This window comes from Paenibacillus sp. FSL R10-2736 (assembly GCF_038000245.1).
Taxonomy (GTDB): Bacteria; Bacillota; Bacilli; order Paenibacillales; family Paenibacillaceae; genus Paenibacillus_AQ; species Paenibacillus_AQ phytohabitans.
In genome coordinates, this window is the sequence record NZ_JBBOBN010000002.1 from 1,144,327 (window position 1) to 1,161,236 (window position 16,910).

General features: G+C 53.3%; 18 protein-coding genes. 15 read left to right on the forward strand and 3 right to left on the reverse strand.

What is annotated here, in order from left to right; all coding sequences use genetic code 11:
* The first annotated feature begins 73 nt into the window (after positions 1-73).
* From NSQ73_RS33110 to NSQ73_RS33120, 3 genes are all read left to right on the forward strand, one after another.
* Entirely contained in the window at positions 74-709 is a 636-nt protein-coding gene (locus NSQ73_RS33110; RefSeq protein ID WP_340990418.1) for a ThuA domain-containing protein, read from the forward strand.
* A gap of 136 nt (positions 710-845) precedes the next feature.
* Positions 846-1,211, forward strand: coding sequence for a MerR family transcriptional regulator (locus tag NSQ73_RS33115; RefSeq protein ID WP_340990419.1), 366 nt, complete (start codon positions 846-848; stop codon positions 1,209-1,211).
* 193 nt (positions 1,212-1,404) lie between these two features.
* Complete coding sequence (locus NSQ73_RS33120; protein WP_340990420.1) at positions 1,405-1,746, forward strand: thioredoxin family protein; 342 nt, start codon at positions 1,405-1,407, stop codon at positions 1,744-1,746.
* A gap of 177 nt (positions 1,747-1,923) precedes the next feature.
* Here the strand turns inward: NSQ73_RS33120 and NSQ73_RS33125 are convergent, their stop codons facing one another.
* Positions 1,924-2,826, reverse strand: coding sequence for a CHAD domain-containing protein (locus tag NSQ73_RS33125; protein WP_042133279.1), 903 nt, complete (start codon positions 2,824-2,826; stop codon positions 1,924-1,926).
* Between the two features lie 287 nt (positions 2,827-3,113).
* Here NSQ73_RS33125 and NSQ73_RS33130 point away from each other — a divergent pair, with 287 nt between their 5' ends.
* On the forward strand, positions 3,114-4,010 hold the full coding sequence (locus NSQ73_RS33130; protein WP_340990421.1) for a lipoate--protein ligase family protein: 897 nt from the start codon (positions 3,114-3,116) through the stop codon (positions 4,008-4,010).
* Between the two features lie 430 nt (positions 4,011-4,440).
* On the opposite strand, the gene NSQ73_RS33135 is transcribed toward NSQ73_RS33130, so the two are convergent.
* Entirely contained in the window at positions 4,441-5,220 is a 780-nt protein-coding gene (locus NSQ73_RS33135) for a carbon-nitrogen family hydrolase (protein ID WP_340990423.1), read from the reverse strand.
* A 109-nt stretch (positions 5,221-5,329) separates the two neighbouring features.
* On the opposite strand from NSQ73_RS33135, the gene NSQ73_RS33140 reads away from it, so the two are divergent.
* The 9 genes from NSQ73_RS33140 (at position 5,330) to NSQ73_RS33180 (ending at position 13,560) form a co-directional block, all read left to right on the forward strand.
* Positions 5,330-5,758 (forward strand): MarR family winged helix-turn-helix transcriptional regulator, encoded by a 429-nt coding sequence (locus NSQ73_RS33140; protein ID WP_171719687.1) that lies wholly within the window; start codon positions 5,330-5,332, stop codon positions 5,756-5,758.
* 39 nt (positions 5,759-5,797) lie between these two features.
* Positions 5,798-6,433 carry a nitroreductase family protein gene (locus NSQ73_RS33145; RefSeq protein WP_171719688.1) on the forward strand — a complete coding sequence of 212 codons (636 nt, stop codon included), beginning with the start codon at positions 5,798-5,800 and terminating at the stop codon, positions 6,431-6,433.
* Between the two features lie 58 nt (positions 6,434-6,491).
* Positions 6,492-6,788, forward strand: a complete 297-nt coding sequence (locus NSQ73_RS33150) for a putative quinol monooxygenase (RefSeq protein WP_076246217.1) — start codon at positions 6,492-6,494, stop codon at positions 6,786-6,788.
* 27 nt (positions 6,789-6,815) lie between these two features.
* The gene (locus NSQ73_RS33155; RefSeq protein WP_340990426.1) at positions 6,816-8,003 is read left to right on the forward strand and encodes a pyridoxal phosphate-dependent aminotransferase; all 1,188 of its coding nucleotides are present in this window, start codon (positions 6,816-6,818) and stop codon (positions 8,001-8,003) included.
* 242 nt (positions 8,004-8,245) lie between these two features.
* Positions 8,246-9,874, forward strand: coding sequence for a phospholipase D-like domain-containing protein (locus NSQ73_RS33160; protein ID WP_340990427.1), 1,629 nt, complete (start codon positions 8,246-8,248; stop codon positions 9,872-9,874).
* Between the two features lie 65 nt (positions 9,875-9,939).
* Complete coding sequence (locus NSQ73_RS33165) at positions 9,940-10,317, forward strand: hypothetical protein (RefSeq protein ID WP_340990428.1); 378 nt, start codon at positions 9,940-9,942, stop codon at positions 10,315-10,317.
* A 112-nt stretch (positions 10,318-10,429) separates the two neighbouring features.
* Entirely contained in the window at positions 10,430-10,756 is a 327-nt protein-coding gene (locus NSQ73_RS33170) for an ArsR/SmtB family transcription factor (protein ID WP_039306638.1), read from the forward strand.
* Between the two features lie 108 nt (positions 10,757-10,864).
* Entirely contained in the window at positions 10,865-12,643 is a 1,779-nt protein-coding gene (locus tag NSQ73_RS33175) for a SulP family inorganic anion transporter (RefSeq protein WP_340990727.1), read from the forward strand.
* Positions 12,644-12,858: 215 nt separating this feature from the next.
* A complete protein-coding gene (locus NSQ73_RS33180; RefSeq protein WP_042133288.1) occupies positions 12,859-13,560 on the forward strand; it encodes a DUF1361 domain-containing protein in 702 nt (233 codons plus the stop codon).
* Here the strand turns inward: NSQ73_RS33180 and NSQ73_RS33185 are convergent.
* Positions 13,536-13,928, reverse strand: coding sequence for an MGMT family protein (locus tag NSQ73_RS33185; protein WP_340990429.1), 393 nt, complete (start codon positions 13,926-13,928; stop codon positions 13,536-13,538). The two genes, NSQ73_RS33180 and NSQ73_RS33185, sit on opposite strands and share 25 nt — an antisense overlap.
* 282 nt (positions 13,929-14,210) lie before the next feature.
* Here NSQ73_RS33185 and NSQ73_RS33190 point away from each other — a divergent pair, with 282 nt between their 5' ends.
* Complete coding sequence (locus tag NSQ73_RS33190; RefSeq protein WP_340990430.1) at positions 14,211-15,758, forward strand: spore germination protein; 1,548 nt, start codon at positions 14,211-14,213, stop codon at positions 15,756-15,758.
* Positions 15,755-16,909, forward strand: coding sequence for a Ger(x)C family spore germination protein (locus NSQ73_RS33195; RefSeq protein WP_340990431.1), 1,155 nt, complete (start codon positions 15,755-15,757; stop codon positions 16,907-16,909). The genes NSQ73_RS33190 and NSQ73_RS33195 overlap by 4 nt, the downstream gene beginning before the upstream one ends.
* Position 16,910: the final 1 nt, after the last annotated feature.

Consider the following 16,910-nt stretch of genomic DNA (forward strand, 5'->3'; position numbering starts at 1 on the left):
CAGCGGACTTTTGTGGGATAATGGATTAAGCAATAATAGATGATCAACTTTGCACAAGAGAGGTGTGAATGCAATGACTTCCTTCAAAGCACTTGCGTTTGGCAGCTATACCGAGGTTAAATATCATCCGTTCACGGGAGTAGACCGCGAGATCGAGCAGCTGCTGGAGCCGGAGCTTCAGGTCGTATCGACTGAGGATTACGGGCTGATGAACAAGGAACAATTGTCGGACTGCAAGCTGGTGGTCTCCTATACTGAATTCTCTGATGAGAAATTATCCGCTGCGCAGAGCGGTGCACTGCTGTCTTATGTGGCTGGGGGCGGCGGTCTGCTCGTAGTGCATAACGGGATCTCCCTGCAGCGCAATCAGGAGCTCGGCGTAATGCTGGGCGCCCATTTCACCCACCATCCGGACTATACCGCGCTTCATATGACGATTCCCAGCCGGGAGCATCCGATTATGCAGGGCATCAATGACTTTGTAATTGAGGATGAGCCGTACTATTTTGAGCAGCTGCCATATTTCGAATCAACCATTCTCGCAGAATATCCCCATGGAGGGGCTATGCGGCAGGCGGCCTGGTGCCATGAATTCGGACAAGGGCGGGTAGTCTACCTGATGCCTGGCCATCATCTGCCTTCCTTCTCGGTAGAGCCGTTCCGGCAGATGATCCGCAGAGGCGGGTTATGGGCAACGGGACTGCTGTAAGATAATGTGGAGACCAGCTTAAGTTATGCTTAGGCTGGTTTTTTTGTTTGTTCTGAAAAAACACCTTGACCCTGACACTAGTGTCAGGGTTTATACTGAGTGCAGACCATTTCTCATGAACCCCGGGGAGAATGCCATGAAAATAGGTGAATTAGCCACACTTACGGGCGTAAGCGTCCGTTCATTGCGATATTATGAGCGTCAGGGACTGATCAAACCGCTGCGCCAGGACAACGGGTACCGTGAATACTCTCCGCTTGCCGTGGATACGGTGGAGACGATTAAGCTGTATTTGAATCTTGGCTTGTCGACAGAAGAGATTGCCGGATTCCTGAACTGTGTCCTCAAGAATAAAGAGGCGTTCTGTGCAGAAGTAATGCCGCTGTACCGGAGCAAGCTGGAGGAGATTGAACGCCAGCTGATTGAGCTGAATCAGATCAAGCTGAACCTGCAGGACCGGATGGCTTCAATTCTGCAAGAGCAGCAGAATGAAGCTGAATAAGGCGGATCGATAAGATGAATAGAAGAAAATAACAAGAAGCTATAAGGATCGAAGGGGGATTCTGGAACTGTAGGAGCGACAGCAGCCGGAAGTCCAAATATTCACCGTAGTGACGACTAAGCTTTAAGTTAGTATCTTAAGTTCAGCTTATATAATTGAGGTTAATCATTTGAGAGTTGAAGGAGGGCTTGAGATGGCTATGATAATTGCCGATAACGCCGGAGCTGTGCGTGAACAGCTGAAGGCTGGCGGAACCGTGCTGGTGGATTACGGTGCGTCCTGGTGTCCGCCTTGCAGAACCCTGCTGCCGATTCTGGAAGAGCTGAATGCCGAATACGGGGAAGACGTGAGTATGATTAAGGTGGACTGCGATGAACTGCCGGAGCTTGCATCGGAAGCCGGTGTGATGAGCATGCCTACAGTGATCGTATACAGCGGAGGCCAACCTGTGGAGAAGCTGGTCGGCCTGCGGCCGAAATCCGTATATCAGGGTGTGTTAAACAAAGTTGCCGGAGTGGTACGCGGTACTCTTTAAGGTATTGTAACGGGGAGGGGCGGGAGCGCCGCTTGCCGCGGATATCGTGGAGCACAGGCCCGCGATTCTTCCCAGGCAGCGTTTCCTGGCACTCGCAGCCCAAGAATTAAGGCAGGATGCCGCATGAGGATCATGCAGCGTCCTGCCTTTGTATTTTCGGGAATATATATAATGCCGCTATTTCGTGCTCTCTGCTCCAGGAACTACAGGGACAACCTCATTCTGGTGCAATGCTTCCAGTACCTCTGCGCGCAGACTTTCGGTGAACGCCGCCCATGTTTTTTTACCGACATCCAGCTCTTCACGTCCAATGGAATTCAGTGTTTCGAGCCACACGCGCTTATCATTAATCACCCCGAGCTGCTCTTGAATATCCTTGTAGATGGCCTCGTGGGCATGGAATTTCTGATTCAGCGCAAAAGCGGCCGCATTAGCGGTATAGCGCAGATGCTTGGCGGCAATCCGCAGCTCATGAAGCGCTTCGAAGGCTTCCTTCGATTCAGCCTCAGGCCCCTTGAACAGAGTCTTGCAGGCTTTTTTCTTCTGTTCAAAAGCGACTTCAAGCTCGCGCATGACCACATTGGCATCTTTCTTGGCGGCGAGCGGCTCCAGCTGTGTATCGATAAAAGGGGTCCACTGCGCGTCTAGGGCCTTGCCGGTCAGCTTGGGAAGCGCATCCTCCAGCTTCTTGCGGAATGTCTTCCGCTTGGCCTTCTGGTGTTTGATTACTGCTGTGAGCAGTTCGGCGGTTTTGACATCGCCCGCCTCTTTGGCGGCCTTGCGCCGTTCCTTGAACGATGCAATCAGTACATCTGCGTCCCTTACCTTGCCGAGCTTCTTCTGTGCCTGCTTGAATGTGCTGTACAACTCTTCCGTAGCCGAATGGCCCGGATCAAGAATGGACAGGAGCGTCAGCAGCTTGCGGCTGTTGACTCTGGCCTGATGAATATCTTCATCTCCGAAGCCCTTCAGCACATCTTGGCTGTAGTCCCGGAAGTTGATATACAGCTTGTTCATTGCCTGCTCCCATTGTCTGGCCTTGCTTAGTTGCCTGTCCTTTGTCAGTTGTTCGGTTGTCATGCGGCATCACTCCTAAGGGTTGTGTATAGCATGAGCTTCAACGCGATTCTTATGGCTGGGATTATCTTCTTATCCTCTAAGGATAACGGGTTCCAGCCGCCATTTCAAATACAGAGTTTATAGGCTCCAGGCTTCGCGGCCAGTGTGCAGATCGGTTACAATAGGACTAATTAAGAAAGTGTAATTACAACACAGCGGAATACGCAGCGTGACTTGCGGGATTAGGGCGGTGTCCGGCCTGCCGTATCCGGGAAAGAGGTAGTCAGTGGGACTCGCAGGCAATCCGAATGAGAAGTGAACCTTATGATGTGCTGGAAAATGGAGTGGCGGGCAGGCTGCCTGAAGAGATGGTGCTCTTCACGCATTTGAGCGGGGATGCGGAGGGAAAAGAATCCGGGCAGGATATGCTGCTTCCGTTTGCCTTCGAAGAAATGCTGTGCCGTGATGTCGGAAGCGGAGCGGTTCCGCCGGTACTTCATCTTTGGAGCCACCCGGGCGGTGTGGCGCTGGGGCTGCGGGACAGCAAGCTGCCCCGTGCGGGGGCGGCGATGCAGGCGCTTGAGGAGCAGGGAATCCGCACGGCGGTCCGGCATTCAGGCGGCGCTGCGGTGCCGCTGGATGCCGGAATTGTCAACGTGTCCCTGCTGCTGCCCAAAAGTCCGGGCAAGCTGGACTTTCACGATGATTTCCGGCTGCTGGCTTCGCTGATTGCCGAAGCCGTAGCTGTGAGCCATCCGCAGGCGGCGGCGCTGATCCGTGCCGAAGAAGTCACCGGGTCGTATTGCCCCGGTGACTTCGATCTGGCCATCGGCGGCCGCAAGTTCTGCGGCATCGCCCAGCGGAGACAGAGCAACGCGTATTTCGTCCACGCGTTTGTTGTCGTGTCCGGCTCCGGGCTTGCACGCGGAGAACTCATCCGCAGCTTCTATGCAGCGGCAGCGGACGGGGACGAATCGCTGGATTATCCCCGCGTGCGTCCGGAGACGATCGCCGCGCTCGGGGAGCTTGGCGGCCCGGATTCGGTAGCAGTCTTCACCGCAGGCATACGGGAGGCGGTTGCCCGCCGGGGCACCCTGCTGAAGCCGGCGGACCGCCTGCAGCAGGAGACCGGCTTCAACCTTCAGTACGGCGATCCGCGTGTGCTGGAGGCGGCGCGTGTGCTGCGGGAGAGGTATGCGCGCTGAAGCAAGCGTGCTATGTAACGGGAGTCATGGAGAGCGTGGAGAGCGGGCGGTCATTGAAGAGTGCAGGCGGGTGCATACGAGAAGGGTGCAGGCAGGTGCACACGAGAAGGGTGCAGGTTAATGCAGACGAGTGCAGGCGAGCTAAATTCGCCTGTGCTTTTTGCTGTTTGGGGAGATAGAGGGAAAAATCCCTTTAAATTGGTTGGTGGGAGGGCATTTGGAGGTAGATAGAGGAAAAAATCCCTTTAAGTTGGTGGTGGGAGGGTATTTGTAGGTAAATAGAGGGAAAAATCCCTTTAAATTGGTTAGTGGAAGGACATTTGGCGGAAATGAGGGGCACAAGTGCCCCTGAATTCGAGGGAAGCGGGCATTTGGCGGAAATGAGGAGCAGAAATGCCCCTGAATCCCTGGAGAGGGCGTCTTATCTGCCCTACAGATACAGCTCCGGCCGCCGGTCGGAGAAGACCGGGATCTGCCCGCGTACTTCCCGCACCCTGGCGAGGTCGATCTCGCCGCTGAGAATCTCTTCGCTGCCGGAAGCCTCGCTCACAATCTCTCCCCAAGGGTCAATAATCATGGAATGGCCGCCGAAGATGTTGGCCGGATCAGAACCGGAGCGGTTGCAGGCCACCACGTAGCACTGGTTCTCAATCGCCCGGCTGATTAGCAGCGCCCGCCAGTGGGATAAGCGGGGCAGCGGCCATTCTGCACTGACGAACAGCACTTCAGCGCCCTCTGCCATATGAACACGGACCCATTCGGGAAAGCGGATATCATAGCAGATTAATCCGGCGCATAAGGTGCCGTCCAGCTTGAACAGTCCTTTGGCTGACCCGGGCTGGAGGTAGAGATGCTCATCCATCAGCTTGAACAGATGCAGCTTGCTGTACTGCCCGGCGGGTGCTCCGGTACGGTCGAAGACGAACATGCTATTGGTAATCCCGGTATCCTGCCTCACGGCGACAGAGCCGGCGACGATATTAATCCCGTATTCCCGGGCCAGACCGGAAATCAGGGTCCCCGCAGTGCGGCCCCCGTGATCTGCGATCTCGTCCAGCCGGGTCAGATCGTAGCCGGTCGTCCATAATTCAGGAAGGATTATGCAGTCCGGGTTACCGGCGGCGGCATCGCGGATTTTGCGTTCTGCCGCAGCATAATTCACCTCCGGATTGCCAAATGCTATATCGAGCTGAATCAGGGCTATTTTCATACGGGCAAACTCCTCTTTAATTTTATTAGTTGACGGGTCAACGATTCCGGTGTAAAGTAAGGTTTGTCAAAAAGGTTTTGCACAATATATTTGCGTAAGGGGGTTAATTTTGACAGAACATCTGCCCGATGAAGATACAATCTTTGAGCTGCTGCAGGCGCTGCATAAGGGAATCAGCCCGAAGTTCGAGCGCTGTGCGGGCATTACACCCACCCGGTTCCGCCTTCTCCAGGAATTGTTTCGAGTCTCCGAGATCAGCCAGATTTCGCTGCAAAAGACACTCGATATCGATGCCGCCGCGGTCACCCGCCACTTAAGAGGACTTGAAGACAGCGGAATGATTGCCCGCCGGAATAATCCTGCCGATAACAGGGTCACCCTCGTCTCTCTGACCGATCACGGCCGGGATCATATTAATTCCTACCGGGAAGAGAAGACCCGCTTCATCAGCGAGCTTCTTACCGGGTTCAATGAACAGGAACGCACCGTACTCGCAGAGATGCTTACCCGGCTGCAATATAATATTAATTTACTGTAGCCGTCACCTATAATCAAACCATAAAGGAGCTTATTATTCATGAACACAACCAGAAACAATGATTTCACAAGCATTATTACAGGACGCCGCTCAATCCGCAAATACGATACCTCCGTCAAAATCAGCAAAGAGGAAATGACAGAGATCCTTACTGAAGCGACTCTGGCCCCTTCCTCCGTTAATATGCAGCCTTGGCGTTTCCTTATCATCGAAAGCCAGGAAGCCAAAGCCAAGCTGGCCACCATTGCCAAATTCAATCAGCTTCAGGTAGAAACCTCCGCAGCAATGATTGCCGTATTCGGTGATCTGAACAACTTCGACTATGCTGAAGAAATCTACGGAACGGCTGTAGAACGCGGACTGATGCCTGCTGAGGTAAAAGAAAGACAGCTGACCTCTCTGGGTGCCCACTTCGCGAAGCTGCCTGCGGACGTGAACAGAGAAACGGTATTGATTGATGCCGGTCTGGTCTCGATGCAATTAATGCTGGCAGCCCGTGCCCATGGCTATGACACGAACGCGATCGGCGGATTCGAGAAGGATCAGATTGCGGAATTGTTTGATATGGACAAAGAGCGTTATATTCCGGTCATGCTGATATCGATCGGCAAAGCGGTTGAAGAAGGCTATGCATCCGTCCGTCTGCCGGTTGACACTGTTGCCCAGTGGAAATAAATATTGGATAATACTGGACCATTGAGTTAATATTCAAGAAACTTAGGAGGAATACTAAATGATTATTATCCACGCATTGCTTCAGGTAAATCCCGCACGTGAGCAGGAGTTCCTTGAAGTCGCGAAGACCCTGGTTGCCGCAACCCACGAAGAAGAAGGCAACATCTCATATGAATTGTATAAGCATACAGCTGACGGAAATACCTACATCATGGTCGAAATCTGGCGTGACCAGGCGGCTGTAGCCGCCCATAATACAAGCCCGCACTTCACCGGCTTCGCCGCCAAAGCAGGAGAATTCCTGACTGCACCTCTGGATGTTAAGCTGTATAACGCAGAAGAATTGAGCAAATAATTCCGGATTGAAGAGGGGAGCATGCCCGTGAATCGTTTTGAACCTTCACAAATGCTGAAATCTCTGCCCAGGCAATTCTTCGCCGCGCTTGTCGCCAGAGCCGGAGCCGTTGCTGCCGAAGGGCATGACGTAATCAATCTGGGGCAAGGCAATCCGGACATGCCTACACCGGCCCATATCGTGGAGTCCCTCCAGCTGGCCGCAGTGAACCCTCTGAATCATAAATATCCGCCGTTTCGCGGCCATACCTACCTCAAGGAAGCCGTGGCCGAGTTCTACCTGCGGGAATATGGAGTAGAGCTTGAACCGGAACGTGAAGTCGCCATTCTGTTCGGCGGCAAGACCGGTCTGGTTGAGGTGGTGCAGTGTCTGCTCAATCCGGGGGATACGGCGCTGGTGCCTGATCCCGGTTATCCGGACTATTGGTCGGGGATTGAGCTGGCACGGGCTGTTATGGAGATGATGCCGCTGACGGCAGAACGCGGGTTTTTGCCCGATTATGGCAGCATCAGCCCGGAAGCCGCCGCGAAGGCGAAGCTGATGTTCCTGAACTATCCGAATAATCCTACGGGAGCTGTGGCGACCGCGGATTTCTTCAGGGAAACGGTGCAGTTCGCATCGGATCACAACATTTGCGTGGTGCATGATTTTGCCTACGCCGCCATTGGTTATGAAGGGCAGAAGCCGCGGAGCTATCTCCAGACCCCGGGTGCGAAGGAGAATGGCATCGAAATCTATACGTTGTCCAAAACCTACAATATGGCCGGCTGGCGCGTCGCGTTCGCCGTAGGGAATGCCAGCGTGATCGAGAGCCTTAACCTGCTGCAGGATCATATGTATGTCAGCCTGTTCGGCGCGGTGCAGGAGGCAGCCAGAACGGCATTACTTGGCCCGCAGGCCCCGGTACAGGCGAATGTGGCCCGCTATGAAGCGCGGCGTAATGTCCTGATTCAGGGTCTGCGCACCATCGGATGGGAAGTGGAAGCCCCCCGCGGCTCCTTCTTCGCCTGGCTCCCGGTTCCTGCAGGCTATACCTCGCAGAGCTTCGCTGACCTGCTGCTTGACGAAGCTCATGTGGTGGTAGCGCCAGGCATCGGGTTCGGCGCCTATGGCGAAGGATATGTGCGGGTGGGGCTGGTCAGTGAGGAGGACCGGCTTGCGGAAGCGGTAGAGCGGATTGCCGCGCTGAAGCTTTTTCAGCCCTCCGGGCTATAATTATGTAGCTCTCCTATTAAACTAGCTAATATACACACTCACTACGGGGAAACCCCGGCAGTCTTAACGGCTGCCGGGGTTTCCCCTTTGGCATCCCGCAGCGGGAGGCGGAAGAAAATACTGTTAAGAAGCGGAACGTTTATAAAACAGGCGTGCCGGGTATCTAAGCTTACCCTTACACGAGCTGTAACGCGCAGGCGGGACCTGAAGAGAGTGGGGAATGAAAGGGATGAGGGGATCGAATGGGAAATATACATAGGAACAAGCAACTGCCGCAATTACCTGCAGCGCAGTGGGATGAACGGCTTCGGCAGGATCTCGCGGATTACGTGAATTACCGGATATCCGGCGGCTATTTAAGAACTATCGCTAAGAACACGGACGCCGCCGATTCTATTATTGAGCCTATTCTGGACAGCGCTGCTGTCCGTGCTTACCGGCAGGCACAGCATGGGGGTGTGATCACCGATGTCCGGCAGCTGGAGGAGCTTCCCGGATTCAGCCCGGAGCTGCTTGAGCAGCTCGCATCAGCCGTGTCCGGCCTCGATTCCGGCAAGCTTAGAGCGCTGGCGCCGCAGACTACAGGGCATAACAAGGTGGATCCATATGTGAACGGGCCGCAGTGCCTGGAGATGCTGCTGGAAGAGATCCGCAATGCACAGCGTTATATCCATCTGTCCGTGATGCTGTTCTTCAATGACCATTCGGGAAATCTGATCGCCTCGGAGCTGCTTCATGCGCTTCAGCGGGGAGTAGAGGTCCGGATGCTGGTGAATTACACCGTCACCGCCTTGGGATACGGAAGCAATCTTGAAGTAGGAAGATTCTCCGAGATTGCAGCAGTCCTTGAGCAGGCTGGAGCCCGGCTGAAGGATACATTTCATTCCTGCTACGCTGCTGCGGAATGGGCAGTGAAGCGTGAGGAACTGAAGTCTCAGGGCGTCCCTGAGAGTATCCTCTTTCTGCAGGACAAGGTGCAGGAGGATGTCAAAATTACCGGGCTGAATGTGATCGACCACCGTAAATTTATGGTCATTGACGGAACAACGTCCATTATAGGAAGTCTCAATATCGGTGACCAGTATACTTTTGCAACGCCTATCCGGGAGTCGGCAACTGAACAGATTGACGGACGTCCGCTTGGGATTCCCTCCAGGGAAGAGGAGTGGCATGACGGCTGCTTCCGGATTCAAGGGGAGGCTGCCCGGCCGCTGAATGAGGCTTTTCACGCCAGATGGCTTCTGCTTGGAGGAGATCACTTTGAGGTGGAAGACCCGTTCTACCACCCAGCGGCAAACTATGAATTCGGCGGGGAAGAATGCACGCTCTTTCTAAGTTTTCCCGGAAATCCGGTGAATCTGATTCAGCAGTATTATCTGGATTTGCTTACGTATGCCGCCGAAGAGACTATTATTGTGAATCCTTATCTGATCGACCAGGCTTTCTGGGACCGGCTCGGTGAAGTTGGACCGGAGTGTTCCCGCCATATCTCAATATGCAATCCGCTTGAGGTCAATGATCATCCTACGAACAAGGCGGCGGTGCGCAGCAATATGTACATTCCTTTCTGCAATGGGGTGTCCTTCTATGACTACAGCTTTACAGAACGCTTCTCCCACTGGAAAATCACTTATGACCACAGAGCGCGGGCTGTATTCCACGGCTCGTATAATATCAACGAACGAAGCGCCTGCCATGATTTCGAAATGGGAATGCTGGTTAAGAGTGAGCCGTTCGCAGACAAGGTGAAACGGATGATTGATTATGATCTTGGGGTATCCCGTAAAATCCGCGACAAGCACGAATTCTTCAAACATCCCTGGCTGCATCCCAGCACGTATCTGAACAAGGCGACGCAGAATTACACCTGATATGTCTGCTGGCCCCATGTCATGTATAATGAGCGGTATAACATATGAAGATGGAGCTAATGAGGATGAACATAAACATACTTGGGACAAGCCTGAAGAAGAATGAGGTACTCTTCGCGTCCGAATTCGGCGAGGGCAGAGGAACCTGGTGCGGTGCCGCTGTGACTGCCGGGGAGACCTGCGAGGCTGAATTTGAGCTGCCTCCACTGTTCATGCGCTGGGTGGATATTGTGCCAGCGCACGGAGGCCGTTGTGAGATACGTATGGACGGGAATGTTGTCATGTTGACCGGTATACTGGAGAATATAGAGGAAGACGGGACCGGTTATCTGCGGCTTGGCCGCGATGTAATCATGTTCGAATGTCTGGGTGAACCGATGGCGCTGGGCGGATTCGTGGAGATCAGGACCGGGGAGATCATGCTGTACCCTGTCAATCCTTGAGCTTGCGGGGCGTATGCCGGACTAACTATTTCCTGCTCCGGCGTAGCCACCTTCGGCTAAATGAGCTAAGATAATATACATTAGAAAGTATAGCAAGAGGAGCAGAAGTCCCATGAACAGCGATATTCAACAATTTAAGACGGAATTCTTCAAGGCGCTGGCTCATCCGATGCGGATCCGCATTCTGGAGCTGCTCAGCGAAGGCGAGAAGAATGTGAATGAGCTGCAGGCGATCCTCGGCTCGGAAGGCTCTGCCGTATCCCAGCAGCTGGCCGTACTCCGTGCCAAGAACGTAGTGGCCAGTGTCAAAGAAGGAACCACCGTAATTTATGCCCTCCGTGATCCTCTGATCAAAGACCTTCTGGCTGTAGCCAAACAAATATTCGACAATCACCTTGTGAACACCATCTCCCTGCTCGAAGGCATCCGCAGCGAATGACCCCGGCTTCCCGGGGGGCGGATTACCCCGTTGACAAGAACGGCAGGCAGGAGTAATGTGAGTCTTATATTCAAATAATCAGATATTCAAAGAAAAGAAGGTTAAATGATGACAGGGTGGGGCCGTTTTAAAGGCTACAATATTGCTTCTCTGCGTAAGGATATCATTTCAGGGACGATCGTCGGCGTGATTGCCATCCCCTTGGGGATGGCATTTGCTATTGCCTCCGGTGTCAAACCGGAGTACGGAATTTATACGACCATAGTAGCCGGTATTCTCATTTCCTTATTCGGCGGTACAAAGTTTCAGATTGGCGGGCCTACGGGTGCGTTTATTCCTATTTTATTCGCGATTGCCATGCAGTACGGGTACGAGAATCTGCTGATTGCCGGAATGATGGCCGGGGTCATTCTCGTGGTGATGGGCGTTCTGCGGCTCGGGGTGCTGATCAAGTTCATCCCGAAGCCGGTGACAATCGGGTTCACGGCAGGAATTGCCGTTATTATCTTCAGCGGGCAGATCGCCAACTTTCTCGGACTAAGGGATATGGAGCGGCATGAGAGCTTCCTGGACAATATGAAAGAGATCGGCGCCCATATCTCAACAATCAATCTGTACAGTATTCTGACTGCGGTGATTTGTCTGGCTGTCGTAGTGCTGGGCATGCGCTTTGCGCCGAAGGTGCCCGGGTCTCTAATCGGGCTGCTCTGCGCTACGGTCATTGCTGCTCTATTCTTCACCGGCAAGGTGACTACCATCGGTTCAGCTTACGGGGATATCCCGAATACACTGCCGAGCTTTCACTTTCCGGTCATTACCTGGGAGAAGATCAGGCTGCTTATCCGCCCGGCCTTCATCATTGCGATGCTGGGCGCCATTGAGTCGCTGCTGTCCGCAGTAGTCGCCGATGGCATGTCAGGCAGCCGCCATGACAGCAACCGCGAGCTGGTCGGCCAGGGGATCGCCAACATTGCTGCGCCGTTGTTCGGCGGAATACCAGCGACCGGGGCGATCGCCAGAACGGCAACCAATATCCGCAGCGGTGCGGCTTCGCCGCTCTCCGGTATCATTCACGGCGTTGTTGTGTTTCTGATTCTGCTGTTATTCGCTCCCTATGCTTCCAGCATTCCGCTGGCCGCGATGGCCCCGATCCTGATGGTCGTGGCCTGGAACATGAGTGAACGCAAGGAATTCCTTCACCTGCTTAAGCTGAAGACGGGGGATTCACTGGTGCTGTTCATTACTTTCCTGCTGACTGTTTTTGCGGATCTGACGCTGGCGGTAGAGGTGGGGCTGGTGCTCGCGGTGATACTCTTCGTGAAGCGGATGGGAGAAGTACACATGGTCTCCAAAGTGCTGCCTGACCCTTCCTCCGTGAAGGTTGAGGCACATATGGTGACGGACAGCCACGATTGTCCGCAGATCGGAATCTATAATGTCGAAGGACCGCTGTTCTTCGGGGCCGCCTACCGCTTCGACAGTACCATGCCGGGACTGGGGCCGGATCAGCCGAAGGTCATTCTGCTGCGCATGGGGAAGGTGCCACTAATGGACACCACCGGTGAAGCCAATCTGGCTGGCCTGGTGAAGCAGCTGCACGCGGATGGCGGAAGACTGATGATCTCCGGTATCCAGAGCCAGCCGCTGGATCTGCTGAAGAAGACAGGTCTGTATGACAGAATCGGGGCTGCCCAGTTCTATGATCATACAGGGGAAGCGATCAATGAAGCGCTGGGAAGCATTGATTACAGCCGGTGCCTGGGCTGCAAGCATGCTGCTTTCAGAGAATGCAGCGCATTCTCAGGGCTTGATGAGGCCTCATCGCGCAGCGCAGTCTTCAAAGGGCGCACCCCGGCTGTCGCCAGGAAGCTGAGCGGCGGGGTATAGAGACCGGAATCCGGTCCTGCTGATCCGGACTTAACATTAATAGCAACAATAGCAACAGCTCCAGCCCGGACATTCACGCGTCCGGGCTGTTTTTATAGTTGCCGCATACAATATTGGACTAAGCGGTTCCATATTTGTACAATTAGAGAGAACGAACCGGATTTTGCCGGAGTGTACATAACTGGACTATATCAAGGTAAGGAGATTATTCCCTCATGAAGGAACTGAATTATTCGAAGGTATTTATACTTCTGGCTGGAATGACGGCGGCAACACTTGCCGTATATCGCGTAGTTTCGCTGCAGACTGATACGTTCTATGCCTTTCTGCTCTGGAATCTGTTTCTGGCCTGGGTGCCGTTCTTCTTCTCCATGGCCGCGCATGAGCTGGATAAGCGGAAGATCGGGGGGCTGCTGATTCTGCCGCTTGGCATAGCCTGGCTGCTCTTTTTCCCGAATGCGCCTTATATTATGACTGACCTCGTGCATTTAACCATCCGCAAAAGCAAATACATCGTAGGCGGGACAATCCAGAACCGGTACTGGTACGATCTGACCACCCTGCTCTTGTTCACCTGGAGCGGCTGGCTGACCGGATTCTTCTCCCTGTACCAGTTCCAGCATGTGATCTACCGCAAAACCAATGGGGTGCTGTCCTGGATCTTCGTGCTCTTTGCCTGCGTAATGGGCGGTTATGGCGTTCTGCTGGGCAGAGTCTACCGCCTGAACAGCTGGGATGTGCTGACAGACCGCCACCAGCTGTACCAGCTGGTTAAGGACAGCCTGAACCGGCAGTCCGTATTCTTCAGCTTATTCGTAGCCTTTGTGCTGCTGGTGATTTATGCCACGCTCTATTGTCTGCTGAACGGACTTGCCAGCGGGAGCGGCAAAGCTTATTCGAAGGGCGGCAGAAGATGATCTTCAGGGTCAGGGTTGAAATCCTGCTCCGGCTCCAGCTCTAATTCCAGCTCCAACCCGGGTCCTGGGTGATACTGGTAACGTTCAAGATCAATCACACCCCGCTCATCAAAAATAATCCCTTCACCCAGCAGGTACAGCTGCTGCAGTGAGCCGGATTCGTCTTCGGTGAGCGAGATCATTCCTTTGGAATTGATGACCCTATGCCATGGCAGCTTGTACTTCCTGCTCATAGAGTGCAGAATACGCACCACCTGCCTGGCTCCCCTGGGACTTCCGGCCGCGCGGGCAATTCCGCCATAGGTCATGACAGCTCCTTCCGGAATGGACTGAATAATGGTGATCACTCTTTTGGTGAATGGCGTCATGTACAGGCTCCTTTGTCTATAACAGAATCATCCGCTGTATGTACTTAGAACAACCATAACATAAAGCGCCGTATAGAGCATCTGCCGGGATAGGAGCAACCGCGATAGCCTGATAGTCCTTCTCCCGGTCCCGCCCGGCCAAGTCCCTGTCTATACAGACAGGGGCTATTTGCTGTGCGCTGCCTAAGCCTGAGTTCTTCCTCTACAGCATAATTATGGCGAATAGGAGTTAGAGAGACGGGGGATAATCAGAGCAATAGAAATGTGACAGGAGTGACTGCTGTGAAGAGCGAGGATGCTGCAATAAACAGTGAAGCTGACGGCAAAATATCATCTTCCCAGCCGTTAAGTCCTTCGCTGGATGATACGCTGGCTCTGTTCCGGAAGATTTTCAGTAACGATGGGACCCTGAGAATTCGTGTGATTGAGAATAATCATAGCATGCCCATCCGCTGCGGCTTGATCTACGTGGATGGAATGATTGACCGTGATCTTATACAGAATGGGATTACCAAGCCGTTCATGGCCTATGAATTCACAGATGAAGAGAGCGGCAATCCTGCAGAGCTGATGGAAAAAATCCGCATGGAAGTTATCAATATCAGTGACATTATGGTGTCCACGAAACTGGAGGAGCTGGTTGGTGCTGTAGTCAGCGGCAAAACAGTATTCCTGCTCGATGGCTACGCAGGAGCCCTAAATATCAATGCCCAAGGCTGGGAGACCAGGGCCATAGAAGAGCCTACCACGGAAAAAGCCGTCCGGGGCCCCAGAGAGGGGTTCACCGAATCCCTGCTCGTCAATCTCACTCTTATCCGGCGCAGGGTACAGAACTCCGATCTGAAATTTGTGTTCACTGACATCGGGACGCGTACGAAGACACAGACCTGCATCTGCTACATGGAGAGCCTGGCTTCACCCGATATTCTTAAAGAGCTCTACAGCCGGCTGGAGCGGGTGGAGATTGATTCCATCCTGGATACGGGGTATTTGGCTGAGCTTATCCGCGATGAGCCCTATTCCCCATTCGAGACGATCGGCAATACCGAACGGCCGGATGCTCTGGTGAGCAAAATCATGGAGGGCAGAATCGCTGTGCTCATTGAAGGTACTCCGTTTGCCTTGACGCTGCCGTATGTTTTCGTGGAGAACTTCCAGGCCAGTGAAGATTACTATATCAATTATTATTTTGCTTCCTTCAACCGTCTGCTCAGAGTGCTGGGAGCTTTCATGTCAATTAGTATTCCAGCCGGGTACGTTGCACTTGTAACCTACGCGCAGGAAATGGTTCCTACGCTGCTGCTGTTAAGCATTGCGACCGCAAGGCAATCCGTCCCCTTTCCTACGATCGTTGAGGCGCTGCTCATGCTGACCATCTTCGAGGTGCTGCGTGAAGCGGGGGCGCGGATTCCGACCTCAATAGGGCAGGCTGTCAGTATCGTAGGGGCGCTGGTGCTGGGTCAGGCTGCAGTAGATGCGCGGATTGTCAGTGCACCAATGGTTATCATGGTAGGACTGACGGGAATAACGACACTGCTGAATCCAAGGCTGACAGGCCCTTTGATTATAGTCAGGCTTGCCCTGCTGTTTATCGCTTTTTTTCTGGGGATATACGGATATTTCTTCGGGCTGCTGGGTCTGGTGATCCATCTGATGAGCCTGCGCTCCTTCGGAGTCTCCTATATGCTCGGAGTAGGCTCGATCAGGCCGCAGGATATTAAGGACACGGCAATCCGTGCGCCCTGGTGGGATATGTATCTGCGGCCTGCAGTGATCGGAGCGCGGAATATGAAGCGGAAGCCCTCTAATAAGCGGGTGAAGCGGCCATGAGCACCTTGCGCAGAGTCCTGTCCGTGCTAGTCTCTGTGCTGCTGCTGTTCAGCATTTCCGGGTGCTGGAATTATACCGAGGTGGATGATATGTCCATCGTAGCAGGAGTAGCGATCGACAAGAACAAGGCGGACGGCAAGCTGCTCCTCACTGTGGAGCTGGTTGATACCAACGGAGGTCTGGATAAAACGCAGGCAGGGTTCAAGATGATTAGTCTAAGCGGGGATACGATGTTTGAGATCGTCCGCAATATCATCTCCATAACCGGCAAAAAGCTGTTCTGGAGCCATGCCAAAGCCATTATTGTCAGCGAAGAGGTTGCCAGAGAAGGGCTCATCAAAGCGATTGACTGGTACAGCAGAGATACGGAGACAAGATCAGATGTATTTATTTTCGTCTCCGGAGAGAAGACGGCCCGCGAGGTTCTTAATCTGAACAGTACGACGCAAGCGATTATGTCGTTTGAATTAGCCCAGATGATGCGGGATGAGAAGTATATCAGCAGTGCACCCACTGTGGAAATCTGGGATTTCATCGACAAGCTGGAGACCCTTGGGAATAATTCGGTAGCGCCGATGGTTAATATCCATGTGAAAAATAACCAGAAGAATGAACGTGTGGAAGGTACTGCTGTATTTGTAAGGGACAGAATGGTGGGTAAGCTGGACGGAGATGAGACGAAGAGTATGTTATTTGTCAAAAACTTAGTAACAGGCGGTGTGCTGGATATTGAGGATAAACATGGAACGCCGTCCTACTCCTTGGAGATTATTTCGAATCAAACGAAACTGAAGCCCCGGATGGCCGAAGGCAGGCTGCAGATGCAGATCGAAACTCTGACCCAAACCGGACTGGATGAAGTCATGACAGTTGAGGGCTTCATGAAAGGAGAAACCATTCAGGATATTGAGAAAAGGGCTAGTGAGCGTATGGAGGCAGATATTCTTGCCTTAATCCATAAAGTCCAGCAGGAGTACGATGCCGATATTTTTGCCTTTGGCGAGAATGTTCATGAGAATCAGCCCAAGATTTGGGCTAAGGTCAAGGATCACTGGCCCGAAGCATTCGCTGATCTGGATGTGACGGTCAGCTCCAAAGTCGAAATTCAGAGCAGTGCCAAAACAACGCGTGCGATTAGGCTGGGGGATTAGT